Source organism: Pseudomonas sp. GM74, assembly GCF_000282455.1.
Taxonomy (GTDB): domain Bacteria; phylum Pseudomonadota; class Gammaproteobacteria; order Pseudomonadales; family Pseudomonadaceae; genus Aquipseudomonas.
The window spans coordinates 31,018-46,581 of the sequence record NZ_AKJG01000163.1; the positions used below are offsets into that span (position 1 = coordinate 31,018).

Consider the following 15,564-nt stretch of genomic DNA (forward strand, 5'->3'; position numbering starts at 1 on the left):
AGGGATTTCGCCGTGCGCTGGCTCAGGATTGCCATAAGCTTGACCGTCACTTTGCTGACCTTGCTCTGCATGCTACCGGCCCAGGCCGCGCAAGGCAGTGGCTGGGCGGTATTGCTCGACGAACAGGGCGACCTGCAGCTGAGCGACATCCGTTCCGCACGCTACACCAACCAATTCAGCCCTATCGAACTCGACCGCATTACCGCGGCCGAACCCGATGGCGCGCTATGGTTGCGATTCAGGCTTGCACCGGGCAAACACGAACAATTGCTGCGCGTGTTTGCGCCTGACCTGCGCCAGTTCAACATGTACGTACTGGACGGCGACAAGCTGATCGATCAATCCAGCACGGGCAACGAACGCCCCCAATCCGAGCGACCATTGCCCAGCAGCGACTTCATGCTGGCCCTGCCGCAAAGCGACAGCCCTCTCGACGTATACCTGCGACTGGCCTCCGACCACCAGTTACGGCCCTATATCACCCTGCAATCGGCGATTCTCTCGGCCGCCAACCAGAACCAGACGCTGATCTATGGCCTGCTGTTCGGCTGCATCGCCATGCTGATCCTGCACAACCTCATCCGCTACGCCTACACCCGCTCGCGCAGCGCCCTCTGGCTGGCGACGTGTGAAGGGTTGTTGATGCTCAGCCTGCTGTTGTTGCTGAACCTCGCCGGACCCTGGCTGCCGGACTGGCATGCACTGCAAACGCCAGGGGCTTACCTGGCATTGATAATGACTGCGCCCTGCGGCCTGATGCTTGCCTATCGCTTCTTCGCCCCACTCGGGCCACATCCGCTGAACCGGTTGCTGCTTGGCGAGATCCTGCTCATCACCGCCTGCGGCCTGATGCTGCTGTTCGTCAATACCTTGCCGCTGAACTTCATTACCTACGGCCTGGTCGCCCTGGCGGGCCTGACGATGCTGTTCATCAGCGCCTATCACTGGCAAAAAGGTTATCGCCCGGCCCGCCTCTTCGTGGCGGCGATGGTGGTATTCAACCTCGGGACCCTGGTCATCCTGCCCGCCCTGCTGGGGCTGACCCTGGTCGAACCCCATGGCCTGATCACTACCTTGCTGGTCTTCATCTGCATCAGCGGCCTGCTGATGAGCATTGCGCTGAGCGAGCGCCAGCGCCGCATCACCGAAGACCGCTTCAGCATCAGTCGTGACCTGGCGGCCAGCAACGCCGAGATCAACGCCAAGGCCGAGTTCCTGGCGAAGATCAGCCATGAGATTCGCACCCCTATGAACGGTGTCCTCGGCATGACCGAACTGCTGCTGGGCACCCCGCTTTCGGTCAAGCAACGCGACTACGTGCAGACGATCCACAGCGCCGGCAACGAACTGCTGACGCTGATCAACGAAATTCTCGACATTTCCAAACTCGAGTCCGGACAGATCGAACTGGACGATGTGCAGTTCGACCTCAACGCGCTGATCGAAGACTGCCTGAACATCTTCCGCGCCAAGGCCGAGCAGCAAAACGTCGAGTTGATCAGCTTCATCCAGCCGCAAGTGCCACGGGTGATCAGCGGTGACCCGACACGCCTGCGCCAGACGCTGTTGAGCCTGCTTGAAAACGCCCTGAAAAAAACCGACGAAGGCGAAATCCTGATCGTCGTGGCGCTCGACGAGCGCAACACCAAACCACGCCTGCGTATCGCCGTGCAGGACAGCGGCGAGCCCATGGACGCCGAAGAACGCGACGCCCTGATGCACGCCGAACTGCACAGCCGGCATTTTCTTTCCGCCACCCAGTTGGGCGGCAACCTGGGGCTGGTGATTGCCCGCCAGCTGATCCGCTTGATGCAGGGGGAATTCGGGATCAAGAGCGGCAGCAACCAGGGCAGCACCCTGTGGCTGACCCTGCCGCTGGACCCGGATCGCCTCGAACATCCGACCTCCGACCTCGACGGCCCGCTGCAAGGTGCGCGGGTATTGGTGGTGGACGACAATGAGACCTGTCGCAAGGTCCTGGTGCAGCAATGCAGCGCCTGGGGCCTGAACGTCAGCGCCGCACCTTCCGGCAAGGAAGCGCTGGCCCTGCTGCGCACCAAGGCGCATTTGCGCGATTACTTCGATGTGGTCCTGCTGGACCAGAACATGCCCGGCATGACCGGCATGCAACTGGCGGCCAAGATCAAGGAAGACCCGAGCCTGAACCATGACATCCTGCTGATCATGCTCACAGGCATCAGCAATGCACCGAGCAAGATCATCGCGCGCAACTCCGGGATCAAGCGCATCCTCGCCAAGCCGGTTGCCGGCTACACCCTCAAGACCACCCTGGCGGACGAACTGACCCAGCGCAACAAAGGGCTCGTCGCGACCCAACCCGTGCCAATCGGCCCGACGCTGCCGGTCAAGGTCCCTTGCGACTTCCGCATTCTGGTGGCTGAAGACAACAGCATCTCGACCAAGGTGATCCGCGGCATGCTGAGCAAGCTCAATCTGCAACCGGATACCGCCTGCAATGGCGAAGAAGCCCTGCAGGCGATGAAAGCCCAGCGTTACGATCTGGTGCTGATGGACTGCGAAATGCCGATCCTCGACGGCTTCTCGGCCACCCAGCAATTGCGCGCCTGGGAGGTCGGCAACCAGCGGGTTCGCACCCCTGTGGTGGCGTTGACCGCCCATATCCTTGCCGAACACAAGGAGCGTGCGCGCCAGGCCGGCATGGACGGACACATGGCCAAGCCGGTGGAACTGTCGCAGCTGCGCGAACTGATCGAGCACTGGGTCGCCCAGCGTGACCTGCACAATCGCACGACAACCCAAACGTCCTGAGCCGACAGACTTCGCAACCCCTGATAGACTCCCTCCCGACTTCCCTTGCCAGTGAGCCCGGCACCATGCTCCATGTGTTGTTCAGCGTTTATCTGAAGATGCTGGTGCTCTACAGCCCATTCTTCGTGTTGTCCTGCTTCATCAGCCTGACCCGTGGTTATTCACGCAAGGAACAGCGTCGGCTGGCCTGGAAAGTAGCGGTCGCCACCCTGGTCTCCAGTGTGCTGCTGTATCTGTTCGGCCGAGTGATTTTCAGTGTTTTCGGCATTACCGTGGATGCCTTTCGTATCGGTGCCGGCAGTGTGCTGTTCATCTCGGCGCTGGGCATGGCACAAGGAAAATCGGCGGTACAGACCGACAACGTGCAGCAGGATGTGACCATCGTCCCGCTGACCATTCCGCTGACCGTCGGCCCCGGCACCATCGGTGCGTTGCTGGTGATGGGCGTGAGCCAGCCGCACTGGGACGACAAGCTCACGGCCATTGTCAGCATTGCCCTGGCCAGTTTTACCGTGGGCGTGGTGCTGTTTTTGTCCGGTCGTATCGAGCGCATTCTCGGTGATCAGGGATTACAGATCGTCAGCCGGTTGATGGGGTTGTTTGTGTGCGCACTGGCGGCACAGATCATCTTTACCGGGGTGAAGGGATACCTTGTGCCTTGACCGAAAAAAGGCCTTGTTGCTCACAACAAGGCCTTTTCTTTTTCGTTTTGCGAACGGCTCAAAGCGTTAGCTTGCGCACGAGAAGCTTGTCCGAATACTTATCTATCTTTTCGTGTACTCGCGCTCGATAGTTTTCAAACACCTCGGGATCAAAAGCAAACACCCCGCCATCGGGGATGATGACCACTTCTTTGTCAAACTCGCTCCAGAAAAAGAAGTCCTGCTCGATAACAGTGGTGTCGTAGCGCATCCCGTAAAGGCAGACCACCGTTTCACCCGAATCGAGGCGTTCGCAAGGTGCGCACTTGAGAATACCCAAACCACCCTGCATGACATTGCCACGGAAAAACTCCCAGGCGAATTCGTCGAGCTGCAATGCTCTGTAGGTTTCCTTGACGAGTTGTCCCAAGCGTTCCGAACCCAAATGACCAATCACGGTATGGTTGATGTTCAGCAGCTGGCGAACATTCGACACCCTGAAAGGTTCGGACGGAACAATGGTTTTCAAGGTAAAGCCGGCTTTGAGCAAACGGCCTTGGTAATAATCGAACCAGACCTTCTTCGATACTTGCCCAGGGTACTTATCATTTGTCGCCAGTTCTGCGTACAGCAAGCAGTCCTGTATGTCTTGCTGATCCTGCAAGCGCACCTTGCCTGCAAAGGACAGCAGACAGCCCCCCACTACAATCGCATCAGCAAGATCCGGCATATTGCAACCCCCACCAACCAGAACCTGGACAATCAGCAGTTTGCATTGACCAACTCCCTTACGAGCTTATTAGCTCGTCAACTTTTTAAATAAATCATCACCAAACTTATCGATATAACTGTAAACCTGCTGACGTTTGCGATCGAAAGCGCGCCTATTGAACTTTCGAATACCTGCCGCTTGAAAAAGCTGCACACCCTCAGTATTGATAGTGATAAACAGAAAGTTGCCGTTGTAGTTCTTGCTGTACACATCCAGCCCGCCCATGACCATCGCCATGCCGCCACCCGGCGCAACGACGCAAGGGACAGTTTTGAAGCTGACAAGCTCACTGTTCTTGCTTCCGGAATCGACGATCTTCAACGCTTCCTTGTCACCCTTGAGCTTTTCGAAACCGGCAGCCACCAGGCTCAACACATTGCCGGAGCCGGCACTGATAACGGTTTGAAGGATCTGCAGCAGCGCGTCATTCATGGTCAATGTCAGCGTTTTGGAATCGTACTTTTTACGCGTATAGCTTTCCGTCACCCAGCCGATTGCGGTCAGTGCCTCGTTATAGGCGGCGTAGCGTTGCTCTTGCGTACTGTTGGCGGGTAGCTTGCGAACCACCGCTTCGGCAAAGGACTGGCTGTCCAGGGCATCTTGCTTGTCGTCTTCGGAAAGTTTTTCCTCGAACACTACAAGCGACGGACCTACCACCGAAGCATCATGATCCTGAGCGGTGCGAATGGCTGAAACGCTCACCGTTGCAGCCAGGCTCCTGGCCCGTGGACGTGCAGGCACGGCAGCGAGTTGAGCTTCGATCTGTTTGAAGTATTTATCTTGCGCGGCAACATCAAAAGGCAATTGTGCCGCGTCATTAATGTTCGAGTTTTGCATATCAAGTTCCTTGGTTAACAATCTGCCGCTCCATGCGGCGCAAACCAAAACTAAGACATACAAGAATAACCATCAACCCGAATATAAGATTTAACTTATGCCAATAATTACCAGACCGTAACGACCCGTATTGAAGCCGGCATAGTTAAAGCGTGAAATAGCGGCCTCTTATTAGAGGCCGCACTCATTCAAGAACCGGGCTTGCTCCCATACCAACGCGGTGTATAGACCCAAACTCCATTTTCGGCGCGAGGGAATACACAGGTAGTCGAAGAACCGATCAATACCATGGTGCGCATATCGACCTGATCAGGCGTCAATTGGCCAAGGGTGGTGACCCGCAGCGTCTGGCCCGGACGCCCGATATCCCGGCCCAGCACCACAGGGGTCTCAGGCACGCGGTGCCGGGCGACGATATCGAGCGCCTGCCCCAGTTGCCACGGGCGAGAACGCGAGATCGGGTTGTAGAAGGCCAGGGCCAGATCGGCTTGAGCGGCAAGGTCCAGGCGTTTCTCGATGATTGCCCAGGGCTTGAGGTTGTCCGACAGCGACAGCACACAGAAGTCATGCCCCAACGGTGCACCGGCCTGGGCGGCCGTCGCCAGCGAGGCGGAAACCCCGGGCAAAATCTCGAGATCGACATTATGCCAATGGGCGTCGCTGGATTCGTGAAGCGCCTCCAGCACTGCAGCGGCCATGGCGAAAACACCCGGGTCGCCAGACGAAACCACCACCACCGAACGACCTTGGGCCGCCAATTCGAAAGCGTGACGGGCGCGTTGCATCTCTTCGCGGTTGTCGGTGCAATGCAGCACTTGATCGGCACGAAACGGTCCGGCCATGCGCACGTAAGTTTCGTAACCCAGCACGTCGGTTGCGCGGGCCAGTTCCGCCTTCACGGCCGGCACCATCAGTTCGGCGGCACCCGGCCCCAGACCGATCACGGCCAGGCGTCCGCGTGGACGGCCAATCTGCAACGGGCCCACTGGTTGCCCGGCTACCGCAATGGCAACGGTGTCGTTACCCAGGATAAAAACAGGCTGACCGATGGCGGCGCGCAGTCGCTCACCGATACCTGCCTCGGCACTGGCAAAACGCAACGGCACACCCAGTTCCAGCGCCGCTTCACGCAGCGCCGGGTTGGCCATTTCGGTGTCGGCGGCCAACAGACAAGCCAGCGACTGCACAGCGACTTTTGCCTGATGCAACGCCTCGCGAACCGCCGTCGCTACGTTGGTCACGCTGGCACTGACGGCGACCACCACGTTGCGCGGATAGATCAGTAATTCGTTGGCGGCTGGTGCGCGCTCGGCATGACCGACATGCACCGCCAATCGGGCCTGTGCATCTTCGGGCAACTGCGCCTGCGCCAGCCACGGGGCCTCACCCTCAATGCGCACCGTTTCACCGGCGAGCAAATCGGAAACGAAACGCTTGCCCAGTTCCAGGTCGCCAAGGGCATAACCGCTGGGCGGGTTGAGCAGGCAAGTGCCGAAACGCAACTCACCGCTGGTGGTGATCGCTGCAGAGACTTCAAGCGCGCTGGCAATCTCCCGCGCCATCACATTCACGCCGCCAAGACCACCAAGCAGAGGCACCACCGCGCTGCCGTCTTCGGCCACGGCCAGCACTGGCGGCTCGGCGCCTTTTTCCAGCAGCAACGGCGCCAGCGTGCGGATCACGATCCCGGCTGCGCACAAGGCTATGATCGGCGTGTCCTGCTGATAAAGCTCACGCAGGGTCGCACCGAATTCACGGTAGACGCGGTCAGCGCCCTCAACCCGCCCGGTCAGGCCGTGGATCAACGCACCCGGATAAAACTGCTGAATTTTCTGTGCGGTCGCAAGGCTGCCATTGCCGAGAATGACAATCGCCGGAACTGGACGGGTCATCAGCCTTGCCACCTTTCACCGGGAACGATGATCAACGAGAAGTACGGCGAAGACATCGGCTCGACCTGATCCAGCGGCACGATTTTCTGATTGGCCATGGTTGCGCGTTCGACGTACAGCGCACGCTCGGCCAGGCCGAGCTCTTCCAGCACCTGGCGGACCTTGGGAAAGTTGCGTCCCAGTTTCATGATCACCGCCGCATCCGCATCGGCCAGGCGACGCTTGAGCTCGTCGTGCGGCAGCACACCGGACAACACCGACAGACTCTGATTGCGATACACCAGCGGCGCACCGAGCACCGAGGCACCGCCGAGCATCGAGCACACACCCGGCACGACTTCGGCCTGATAACGCTCGGCGAGCCGGTCGTGCAGGTACATGTAGGAGCCGTAGAAGAACGGATCGCCTTCGCAGATCACCGCCACATCGCGACCGGCATCGAGATGCATCGCCAGCTCATCGGCAGCGTCATCGTAGAAGTCGCTGATCACTTGCTCGTAGGACAACGGTGCCGGCAAGGCTTCGGTGGTCACCGGGTACACCAGCGGCAGCAGATTCTGTGCTTGCTGCAGATGCGCCTCGATGATGCCGAAGGCGTTGCCTTTCTTGCCCTTGGCCACGAAGTACGCCACCACCGGGGATTCGCGCAGCAAACGCAGGGCCTTGACGGTAATCAGTTCCGGATCACCGGGGCCGACACCGAGGCCGATCAAACGTCCAGGTTGCTGCATCATTCGATCTCCGTAGCGAGGGCATTGACGGCAGCGGCAGCCATGGCGCTACCGCCCAGGCGTCCCTGCATGATGACAAAAGGCACGCCACGGCTGTCAGCAGCCAGCGCGGCCTTGGATTCGGCGGCGCCGACGAAACCTACAGGGAACCCGAGGATCAGCGCCGGTTTCGGCGCACCGGCGTCGAGCATTTCCAGCAGGTAAAACAGTGCCGTCGGGGCGTTGCCGATGACTACCACGCTACCTTCCAGATGGGGACGCCACAGTTCCAGCGCAGCGGCTGAGCGGGTGTTGCCCAACTCACGGGCCAGTTCCGGAACGCTTTCGTCGCGCAAGGTGCAGATCACCGAATTGTTCGCCGGCAACCGCGCGCGGGTCACGCCTTCGGAGACCATTCGCGCATCGCACAAAATCGGCGCGCCGGCCGCCAGCGCATCACGCCCGGCCTTGCCCGCCCCTTCGGAAAACTGCAAACCGTCGATGGCCTCGACCATGCCGCAGGCGTGAATCACACGGACTGCGAGTTTCTCCAGATCGGCCGGGATTCGGTCGAGGTTGGCCTCGGCGCGAATGATCGCGAAGGAGTTGCGATAGATCTCCTGACCGTCGCGGATGTAATCAAGCATCAAGGGGGCTCCGTGAGCGGGCGTCGAGCAAGGCCGCGACCGCTTCAATAGTAAGGTTGCGTGCGTGCAGCGCGCCGAAACCCGGCTGCGCTGCATCGCGAAAATATAGATCGTAGTGACCGGGGGCGACGGCCAGCAAGGTGACGGGTGCGATATGCGCGGCGGCGCAGGAACGCGGGCAACCGCTCAGGTGTATGTTCGGCGCCGGTCCGTGGCGGTGCAGCAACGCGGCCAATTGCAGGGCATCGCCCTTGGTCTCGGCCAGGCCTTTGGCGCAACCGCTGGAACCGGTGCAGGCGACCAGCCGGGACAATGGCTGATCGGCTTCACACGCCAAACCCAAGCGTTGCAAACGCCCCATGACGTCGGCGGCATTGTTCGTGTGGACATTGGGCAACAGCAGGCTTTGCCAGGGTGTGAAGCGCAGACTGGCATCACCGAACTCCCGTGACAGTTGCGCCACGCCCCGCAGCATCGCCGGATCGAGTCGCCCCAGCGGCGGCACAGCCCCCACATAGACAACTCCGGGCTCGGCCTGGGGATGGGCGCCAATGTGCATGTCACTGGAGCCCGAAACCCGCTGCCAACCGACAACAGCCTGGATCGATACACGCTCAGCCAACCGAAGCACAACGTCCTCGACCGAATACCCGACCAGCAAATGACGCATCCGCGTCTGCTCGGGGCGCGCCAGTTCAAGAAATAACTCAAGGACCGCAACCACCAGCGCGTGCCCGTCAGCCAGTGCAACCGAACCGACGGGGCTGTCCGTCGGGCATCCCGCCAGACCGAACGCCAACCGTCGCTCGCCATCTTGCTCAAACGCCGAGAGCCAAAGGTCATGGGGATGTTCGAGCATCGCCAGGTCTTCACCGCCATCGAGTTGCACGGCGAATTTCGCACTGAGGTCGTGGAACGCTTCGTGGCTTTGCAGTGTGGCGAGGATCTGTCCTGCAAGCGGGCGAGTGTCGAACAGCATGCGCCGATCGATCCCGGCGCCGGGGCTGAGCATCAGGTTGCGCACATCATCGCCAGCCGCCGTTCGCGGCCCCAGATCGGCGGCCAGCAGGCTGTCGATCAACGCCGCTTGCTCGTTGCCGATGCCGCGGATCTGCAGGTTGGCCCGGTTGGTCGCCTCGATCGCTGCGCTGGCATATCGCTCGGCGGCATCGGCCACAGCGATTGCCTGGTGCGCACGGATGGCGCCACCGTCGAGTTTGATCCGGCAAATACCACCGTCCAATGCCTGGACGACACGCAACAACCCGGGACAGGCGGAAGGGCGCAAGCGGTTGGGTATCTGACGTGACTTCACAGGACGACCGGTACAAGACGAAGGACAGCATTATGCCTGCTTTGCCCGGCCTGATGAAAAACCCTGGCGGGTTGACGACGAAAAGCGCGTGATCCCGGCCCCAGGTTTTTCGCTTCAAGCCTGACCGCCATCGCAAGTTCTAGTTGAACACTCAGCGAAAAAAGCTAACAGCAAGAATCAATTCAACCAACCCGAATTATTTAAACCACACACTAACTCTTGTACTTTTCACCGCAACCCGAAGAAAAACAACAGCAAAAAAATCAGCTACATCAAAGGAAAAAAATGAACATTGAAAAACCGAATGGAATACTGACGGCCCACAATCTTGTTTCGTGCACCGAAGAACTTTCACTGCAAGATTACGACGACTTCGCCCATTGCACACAGATAGCCACCCAGTCTGCAGACATGGTCGGCAGCCGCTTCGCGGACTCGACAACCTGGCTGAATGAATACATAACGACATTGAATTTTTTCGGTTGGTCGGTCTATCAGGATGCCATCTTCACCCGCACTAAACACTCTGTCTCGAAAAGCATTGCCGAGTTCTTGGTCCAAAGTGCTCAAAGCATGCCGGATAGCCAGCAAGGAAATGCCATGATTGACACGCTCGACGCACTGAAACCCAACCAGCCGGCGCTTCTTTCACTGGATCAACAAAGTTCCCTGGGAGCGCGCTTTCAAGTAATACCCACGCGCTACGATTCAAAGGGGTTTCTTGAAATCGCAATATTTAATCTTGAATTAGTTACTACAATCAAAAAAAGTGACTTTCTATTTTTCAACATGGAAGACCACGCTGCAAAAATCATCCAGCAACGCGCCTATCTTAAACTGGACAAAAACATACTCGAAAGCAAAAGACCACTCATGGAACGCAAGCGGCTCGAAATCAGAATGAAGAGATTTGACCTGAAAAAGAACCGTTAACCGGATAAGCCCTGAGCACATTTACAGACACTGGCGACAGGCGAATACAACCCACACCGCGCTATGATGCACAACCGCACGGGTCGACACGGATCGGCTGCGTGATGATTTGGCTTCGATTGATAGAAGAGGAACGGCATGACCCCCTGGCTGACAGTAGTAGGCATCGGAGAGGAAGGCTTCAAGGGGCTTGGAAAAAATGCCCGACATGCTCTGCTGAAGGCTTCGCGGATCATTGGCGGTCAACGACAACTGGATCTGCTGCCATCCTGCATCCGTGGCGAACGGCAATTATGGCCAAGTCCTTTTTCCCTCGAACCGGTCCTGACCAGACGTGGCGAGCCCGTCTGCGTCCTGGCCAGCGGCGATCCAATGTTCTATGGCGTCGGCGCCAGCCTTGCCCGACAACTCCCTGCCAGCGAAATGCTGACGCTTCCCGCCCCCTCCTCCTGCTCGCTCGCCGCTGCGCGAATGGGTTGGCCCTTGCAGGAGGTGGTCACCCTTTCGGTGGTGGCCCGGCCGGTCGCCGCACTCAATGCCCACCTGTCCAGCGGCGTGCGCTTGCTGGTATTGAGCAACGACGGCCGCAGCCCCGTCGCCATCGCCGCCCTGCTGCGTGAACGTGGCTTCGGCCCCAGCCGGCTCACCGTGCTGGAACACCTGGGCGGCGAAACCGAGCGGCGTATCGACGGTATCGCCAGCGACTGGAACGATTCGCCGATCGCCGACCTGAACCTGATCGCCATCGAGTGCATCGCCGAGCCGAACACACTGCGCCTGTCGCGACTGGCCGGCCTGCCGGACTCGGCCTTCCAGCACGACGGCCAACTGACCAAACGCGATGTACGCGCCATCACCCTCGCGCGCCTGGCCCCGATCCCCGGCGAACTGCTGTGGGACGTCGGCGCCGGCAGCGGTTCGATCGGCATCGAATGGATGCGCGCTCACCCCGGTTGCCGAGCACTGGCCATCGAGGCGGATACGGGTCGACAAGCGTTGATCGAACACAACCGCGATGCCCTCGGCGTTCCCGGCCTGCAACTGGTTCGTGGCAGCGCACCACAGGCCCTGGCTGGGCTGGAGCGGCCGGATGCGATTTTCATCGGTGGCGGCGTTACCCGCGAAGGCGTGCTCGATACCTGCTGGGCCGAACTCAAACCCGGTGGCCGGCTGATCGCCAACGCAGTCACCCTGCAAAGTGAAATGACCCTGATGGCCTGGCGCGAGCAACACGGCGGGGAGTTGACCCGCATTCATATCGCCCAGGCACAACCGCTGGGCGACTTCGACACCTGGCGCCAAGCCTTGCCGATTACCTTGCTGGACGTGACGAAACCCTTCGATGCGTGACGAAACCGCCGAACAACCCGCCCCCCTGCGCAGCGGCCTGACCACCGGCAGTTGTGCCACGGCCACCAGCCTCGCCGCCGCGCGCCTACTCCTGGCTGGCACGACGGCCGATGCGGTGGAAATCGTGTTGCCCAAAGGCAAGCAAGTGCAGATGCGCCTGGAGTTCTGCCGCCTCACCGAGGATGGCGCCGAAGCGGGAACCCTCAAGGACGCCGGTGACGATCCGGACGTGACCCATGGCGCCCTGCTCTACTCCCAGGTGCGCCTGAGCAGCGAACCGGGGACTCGCTTCAAGGCTGGTCGCGGCGTCGGCACAGTGACCCGGCCCGGGCTGGTGCTGGGTGTCGGCGAGCCCGCGATCAACCCGGTGCCACGCAAAATGATCAGCGAACACCTGACCCGACTGGCCGACGAACTCGGCTACGGCGGCGGTTTCGAGGTCACGGTCAATGTCGAGAACGGCGAGGCGCTGGCACTCAAAACCATGAACCCGCGCCTGGGCATTCTTGGCGGTCTGTCGATCCTCGGCACCAGCGGCATCGTCCGGCCGTTTTCCTGTGCGGCCTACATCGCCTCGATCCACCAGGGCATCGACGTGGCGAAAACCAACGGTTACCTGCACATCGCCGCCTGCACCGGCAACGCCAGCGAAGACACCATGCGCCGGGTCTACAACCTGCCGGAAATCGCCCTGATCGAAATGGGCGACTTCGTTGGTGCCGTGCTCAAGCACCTGCGCAAGGTACCGGTGGATAAACTCAGCCTGTGCGGTGGTTTCGGCAAGATCAGCAAACTGGCGGCCGGGCATATGGATTTGCACAGTCGTCATTCGAGCATTGACCTGCCGCAACTGGCGTTATGGGCGGCGCAGGTCGGCGCCGATGCAGCGTTGCAGCAGAGCATCCGCGAAGCCAACACCAGCCAGCAGGCACTGGCCATGGCCGCCGCGGCCGGAGTCGCCCTGGGTGATGCAGTCTGCCGGCACGCCCTGGACTTTGCCCGCAGCGTGGTACCGGCGCAGGTTCAGGTGGAAGTCTTCGCCATCGATCGCCAGGGCGGGATTGTTGGCCATGCGGGAGCTTTTCAATGAAGCGCATTCTGTTGCTCGGCGGCGTGACCGAAGCCCTCGCCATTGCCCGCACGCTGGGACCGCAACATATCTACAGCCTGGCCGGTGTCGGTCGGATACCAACGGATCTGCAATGCCAGGTTCGCGTCGGTGGCTACGGCGGCGCCGAAGGCCTGGCGCAATTCATTGGCGATGAAGGCATCGATCTGCTGCTCGACGCCACTCACCCCTACGCCGCCCGGATCAGCCAGAACGCCGCGACCGCAGCGCGCTTGAGCGGCATCCCCTGCTGGGCGCTACGGCGTCCGGCCTGGCAAGCCCAGGCAGGTGATGACTGGCGGGAAGTCAGCGATTGGGCCGAACTTATCGAAGCCCTGAAGCCCTTCCGTCGACCACTGTTCACCCTCGGTCGCGAGCCCCTGCAACACCTGGATGAAATTCCTGCGGAGCAATTCTGGACCCTGCGCGCGCTGGACGTCTATCCGGGCAACGAGCGCTGCGAAGTGATCGGCGCGCGTGGGCCCTTCCTGATCGACGATGAACGTGCGTTGTTCGAGCGGCGAAACATCGACGTATTGATCAGCAAGAACAGCGGCAGCACGGCGACTGAACCGAAGCTGGAAGTGGCGCGTGAGCGTGGGGTGCCGGTGATTGTTTTGAAACGCCCGGTGTTGCCTGGGGTTGAGCGAGAGTTTGCGGCGGTGGCCGAGATACTGCAGGTAATGGCAGAGCAGCAATTGATCTGATTTTTGCGAACACGTCAGGACGCCTTCGTCGGATCACCGCCCGGAGCAAGCCCGCTCCCACAGTGGACCTCACTGAGCACAAATCCAGGGTTAGACAAAGAAACCTGTGGGAGCGGGCTTGCCGCGAAGCGCCACCAGGGGTGACGCAAAGGCTGGAACCTGCCAGTCACTCAGACTTTACATACAAACCTTTAAGGAACGACTGACTCTCTTGAGATTCTGAACAATGTTTAAGCGGTGCTGGCATTCTGGAATTCGCGGCTATGATGAAATCAATGAACGCAACGCGCTGCGACACCAAACCGCACGCCGCCTTTTTACTTATCGGCCCTGATCAGGCTAAATAGCCCGCGCCTGATCGCCCACTCAAACGGATTTTGTCCCATGTCCCGACATCGGCTCGCAATTGCCTGGATAGCCTGCTTCGCAGTGCTGTTCAATTTGCTCGCCATGCCGATGTCCGGAGCGATGGCGCAAACGGTGAAGTCACCGGCCGAGCAGTTGTTGTGGGGCAGTTTCTGCAGCTCCAGCGGCACCAGGATGGTGGCGATTTCCATCGGCGACCTTGAACAGAAAGCCCCGCAAAGCGACGATCACTCCAACATGCAGCATTGCTGGTGCTGCTCGGGTTCTGCGCCATTGGTGGCGTTGCCGGGGCATTCGCCACAGCTGTATTTCGCGCACTTCGAATCCAACCGAAGCCTGCCTGCGACTTCTCTCGAAAGCCCGTCACCGCGCCAGCAATGGCCGAGTCTCAACCCCCGCGCATCCCCTCTGGTGTGATTTTTTTCGCAATTGACCTGCGTTTCAAATCGTTCCGGAGAACTGCCATGTTGAACAAACTCATCGTTCTGGCTGCGTTGCTGCTGCCTGCCTGCTTTGCCAATGCCCACGAATACAAGGTCGGAGTACTGGAAATCGCTCATCCGTGGTCCCAGGAGTTGCCGCCCAATGCGCCCACCGTTGCGGCGTATTTCGTGATCGACAATGAAGGCAAGACCGCCGACCGCCTGCTCAGCGTCGACACTCCGATTGCGGGCGAAGCGCAATTGCATGAGCACGTGATGCAAGGCGACATGATGAAAATGCAGCACGTACCGAGCGTGGAGGTGCCCGCCGGTGGCCAGGTCACTTTCGCGCCGATGGCCTATCACGTGATGTTGCTGGGCCTCAAGGACCGCAGTCTGCTGGTTGACGGAAAGCGCTTTCCCATGACGCTGCACTTCGAGAAGTCCGGTGACGTGACGGTCGAAGTCGCGGTACAGAAACAGGCGCCGGACACCATGCAAGCGCACGTGCACAAGCCGTAATCGCCTGAGCTGAAAACGCCCATGCGCCCGCTTAGCGCCAGGTCATCCAGGCCACGCAGTCAGGCATTGAGCCTGACACGCGGCAGCTGGATCAGCCTGTTCGCCATGCTGATGATCTTTATCGGTCCGCTGATTTCTCAGTCGATGCCGATGGATTCGCGCGCCATGTCGATGAGCATGCCTGCGGGTATGAGCATGGACATGAGCATGGCGGCGATGGAGCATGCCGACCACGGCACGCAAACCTCCGCCGAGCATTGCCCGCCTGCCCCGGGTCAGCATGTGCTGTGGGAAAAGTGCGGCTATTGCAGCCTGTTGTTCAATTGCCCGGCGCTGACCGGTGGCGTGTCTTTCGCCAACTTCGTCATCCCGCCCGTCAACACCTTCACCACACCCTCTCCGCGCCTGGGCCATGCCCGGCAAACCTTCTTCCCCGGCGCCCGCACCCGCGCCCCGCCTTCCGTCGCGTAAACACCCACCTCCGATCTCACACGGTCCGCAAGACAGCCACAGCAACCTGTGGGAGCGGGCTTGCTCGCGAAGAGGGAGTGT

At 60.1% G+C, this 15,564-nt stretch carries 15 protein-coding genes; 9 read left to right on the forward strand and 6 right to left on the reverse strand.

Annotated elements, in window-relative coordinates; all coding sequences use genetic code 11:
* The first annotated feature begins 12 nt into the window (after window positions 1-12).
* Window positions 13-2,790, forward strand: coding sequence for a hybrid sensor histidine kinase/response regulator (locus tag PMI34_RS01280; protein ID WP_008053959.1), 2,778 nt, complete (start codon window positions 13-15; stop codon window positions 2,788-2,790).
* Window positions 2,791-2,855: 65 nt separating this feature from the next.
* Window positions 2,856-3,452: a MarC family protein gene (locus tag PMI34_RS01275; RefSeq protein ID WP_008053960.1), complete on the forward strand. Its 597-nt coding sequence runs from the start codon at window positions 2,856-2,858 to the stop codon at window positions 3,450-3,452.
* A 58-nt stretch (window positions 3,453-3,510) separates the two neighbouring features.
* Here PMI34_RS01275 and PMI34_RS01270 read toward each other — a convergent pair whose 3' ends face one another.
* The 6 genes from PMI34_RS01270 to cobG form a co-directional block, all read right to left on the reverse strand.
* The gene (locus PMI34_RS01270) at window positions 3,511-4,161 is read right to left on the reverse strand and encodes a hypothetical protein (RefSeq protein WP_008053962.1); all 651 of its coding nucleotides are present in this window, start codon (window positions 4,159-4,161) and stop codon (window positions 3,511-3,513) included.
* A gap of 69 nt (window positions 4,162-4,230) precedes the next feature.
* The gene (locus PMI34_RS01265; RefSeq protein ID WP_238538842.1) at window positions 4,231-5,061 is read right to left on the reverse strand and encodes a hypothetical protein; all 831 of its coding nucleotides are present in this window, start codon (window positions 5,059-5,061) and stop codon (window positions 4,231-4,233) included.
* A gap of 167 nt (window positions 5,062-5,228) precedes the next feature.
* The gene (gene cobJ / locus PMI34_RS01260; RefSeq protein ID WP_008053964.1) at window positions 5,229-6,932 is read right to left on the reverse strand and encodes a precorrin-3B C(17)-methyltransferase; all 1,704 of its coding nucleotides are present in this window, start codon (window positions 6,930-6,932) and stop codon (window positions 5,229-5,231) included.
* Window positions 6,932-7,663 (reverse strand): precorrin-2 C(20)-methyltransferase, encoded by a 732-nt coding sequence (locus tag PMI34_RS01255; RefSeq protein ID WP_032829935.1) that lies wholly within the window; start codon window positions 7,661-7,663, stop codon window positions 6,932-6,934. The genes cobJ and PMI34_RS01255 overlap by 1 nt, the downstream gene beginning before the upstream one ends.
* Window positions 7,663-8,289, reverse strand: a complete 627-nt coding sequence (locus tag PMI34_RS01250; RefSeq protein WP_008053967.1) for a precorrin-8X methylmutase — start codon at window positions 8,287-8,289, stop codon at window positions 7,663-7,665. Before PMI34_RS01250 ends, PMI34_RS01255 begins: the two co-directional genes overlap by 1 nt.
* Window positions 8,282-9,589: a precorrin-3B synthase gene (cobG, locus tag PMI34_RS01245; RefSeq protein ID WP_157222744.1), complete on the reverse strand. Its 1,308-nt coding sequence runs from the start codon at window positions 9,587-9,589 to the stop codon at window positions 8,282-8,284. The genes PMI34_RS01250 and cobG overlap by 8 nt, the downstream gene beginning before the upstream one ends.
* A 300-nt stretch (window positions 9,590-9,889) precedes the next feature.
* Here cobG and PMI34_RS01240 point away from each other — a divergent pair, with 300 nt between their 5' ends.
* From PMI34_RS01240 to PMI34_RS01210, 7 genes are all read left to right on the forward strand, one after another.
* Window positions 9,890-10,537: a hypothetical protein gene (locus tag PMI34_RS01240; RefSeq protein WP_008053970.1), complete on the forward strand. Its 648-nt coding sequence runs from the start codon at window positions 9,890-9,892 to the stop codon at window positions 10,535-10,537.
* A gap of 138 nt (window positions 10,538-10,675) precedes the next feature.
* On the forward strand, window positions 10,676-11,887 hold the full coding sequence (locus PMI34_RS01235; RefSeq protein ID WP_008053972.1) for a bifunctional cobalt-precorrin-7 (C(5))-methyltransferase/cobalt-precorrin-6B (C(15))-methyltransferase: 1,212 nt from the start codon (window positions 10,676-10,678) through the stop codon (window positions 11,885-11,887).
* Complete coding sequence (locus PMI34_RS01230) at window positions 11,880-12,977, forward strand: cobalt-precorrin-5B (C(1))-methyltransferase (RefSeq protein ID WP_008053973.1); 1,098 nt, start codon at window positions 11,880-11,882, stop codon at window positions 12,975-12,977. The genes PMI34_RS01235 and PMI34_RS01230 overlap by 8 nt, the downstream gene beginning before the upstream one ends.
* Entirely contained in the window at window positions 12,974-13,702 is a 729-nt protein-coding gene (locus PMI34_RS01225; protein WP_008053975.1) for a cobalt-precorrin-6A reductase, read from the forward strand. The genes PMI34_RS01230 and PMI34_RS01225 overlap by 4 nt, the downstream gene beginning before the upstream one ends.
* A gap of 384 nt (window positions 13,703-14,086) precedes the next feature.
* Window positions 14,087-14,485 carry a DUF2946 domain-containing protein gene (locus PMI34_RS28520; protein ID WP_081498122.1) on the forward strand — a complete coding sequence of 133 codons (399 nt, stop codon included), beginning with the start codon at window positions 14,087-14,089 and terminating at the stop codon, window positions 14,483-14,485.
* A gap of 47 nt (window positions 14,486-14,532) precedes the next feature.
* Window positions 14,533-15,012 (forward strand): copper chaperone PCu(A)C, encoded by a 480-nt coding sequence (locus PMI34_RS01215; RefSeq protein ID WP_008053978.1) that lies wholly within the window; start codon window positions 14,533-14,535, stop codon window positions 15,010-15,012.
* A 21-nt stretch (window positions 15,013-15,033) separates the two neighbouring features.
* Entirely contained in the window at window positions 15,034-15,483 is a 450-nt protein-coding gene (locus PMI34_RS01210) for a DUF2946 domain-containing protein (protein ID WP_008053980.1), read from the forward strand.
* Window positions 15,484-15,564 lie beyond the last annotated feature (81 nt).

Bases quoted from the DNA above. Each gene is read 5' to 3' on its own strand.
- PMI34_RS01275 (WP_008053960.1), top strand. From the start codon at position 2,856: ATGCTCCATGTGTTGTTCAGCGTTTATCTGAAGATGCTGGTGCTCTAC.
- PMI34_RS01270 (WP_008053962.1), bottom strand. From the start codon at position 4,161: ATGCCGGATCTTGCTGATGCGATTGTAGTGGGGGGCTGTCTGCTGTCC.
- cobJ (WP_008053964.1), bottom strand. From the start codon at position 6,932: ATGACCCGTCCAGTTCCGGCGATTGTCATTCTCGGCAATGGCAGCCTT.
- PMI34_RS01255 (WP_032829935.1), bottom strand. From the start codon at position 7,663: ATGCAGCAACCTGGACGTTTGATCGGCCTCGGTGTCGGCCCCGGTGAT.
- PMI34_RS01250 (WP_008053967.1), bottom strand. From the start codon at position 8,289: ATGCTTGATTACATCCGCGACGGTCAGGAGATCTATCGCAACTCCTTC.
- PMI34_RS01240 (WP_008053970.1), top strand. From the start codon at position 9,890: ATGAACATTGAAAAACCGAATGGAATACTGACGGCCCACAATCTTGTT.
- PMI34_RS01235 (WP_008053972.1), top strand. From the start codon at position 10,676: ATGACCCCCTGGCTGACAGTAGTAGGCATCGGAGAGGAAGGCTTCAAG.
- PMI34_RS01230 (WP_008053973.1), top strand. From the start codon at position 11,880: ATGCGTGACGAAACCGCCGAACAACCCGCCCCCCTGCGCAGCGGCCTG.
- PMI34_RS01225 (WP_008053975.1), top strand. From the start codon at position 12,974: ATGAAGCGCATTCTGTTGCTCGGCGGCGTGACCGAAGCCCTCGCCATT.
- PMI34_RS28520 (WP_081498122.1), top strand. From the start codon at position 14,087: ATGTCCCGACATCGGCTCGCAATTGCCTGGATAGCCTGCTTCGCAGTG.
- PMI34_RS01215 (WP_008053978.1), top strand. From the start codon at position 14,533: ATGTTGAACAAACTCATCGTTCTGGCTGCGTTGCTGCTGCCTGCCTGC.
- PMI34_RS01210 (WP_008053980.1), top strand. From the start codon at position 15,034: ATGCGCCCGCTTAGCGCCAGGTCATCCAGGCCACGCAGTCAGGCATTG.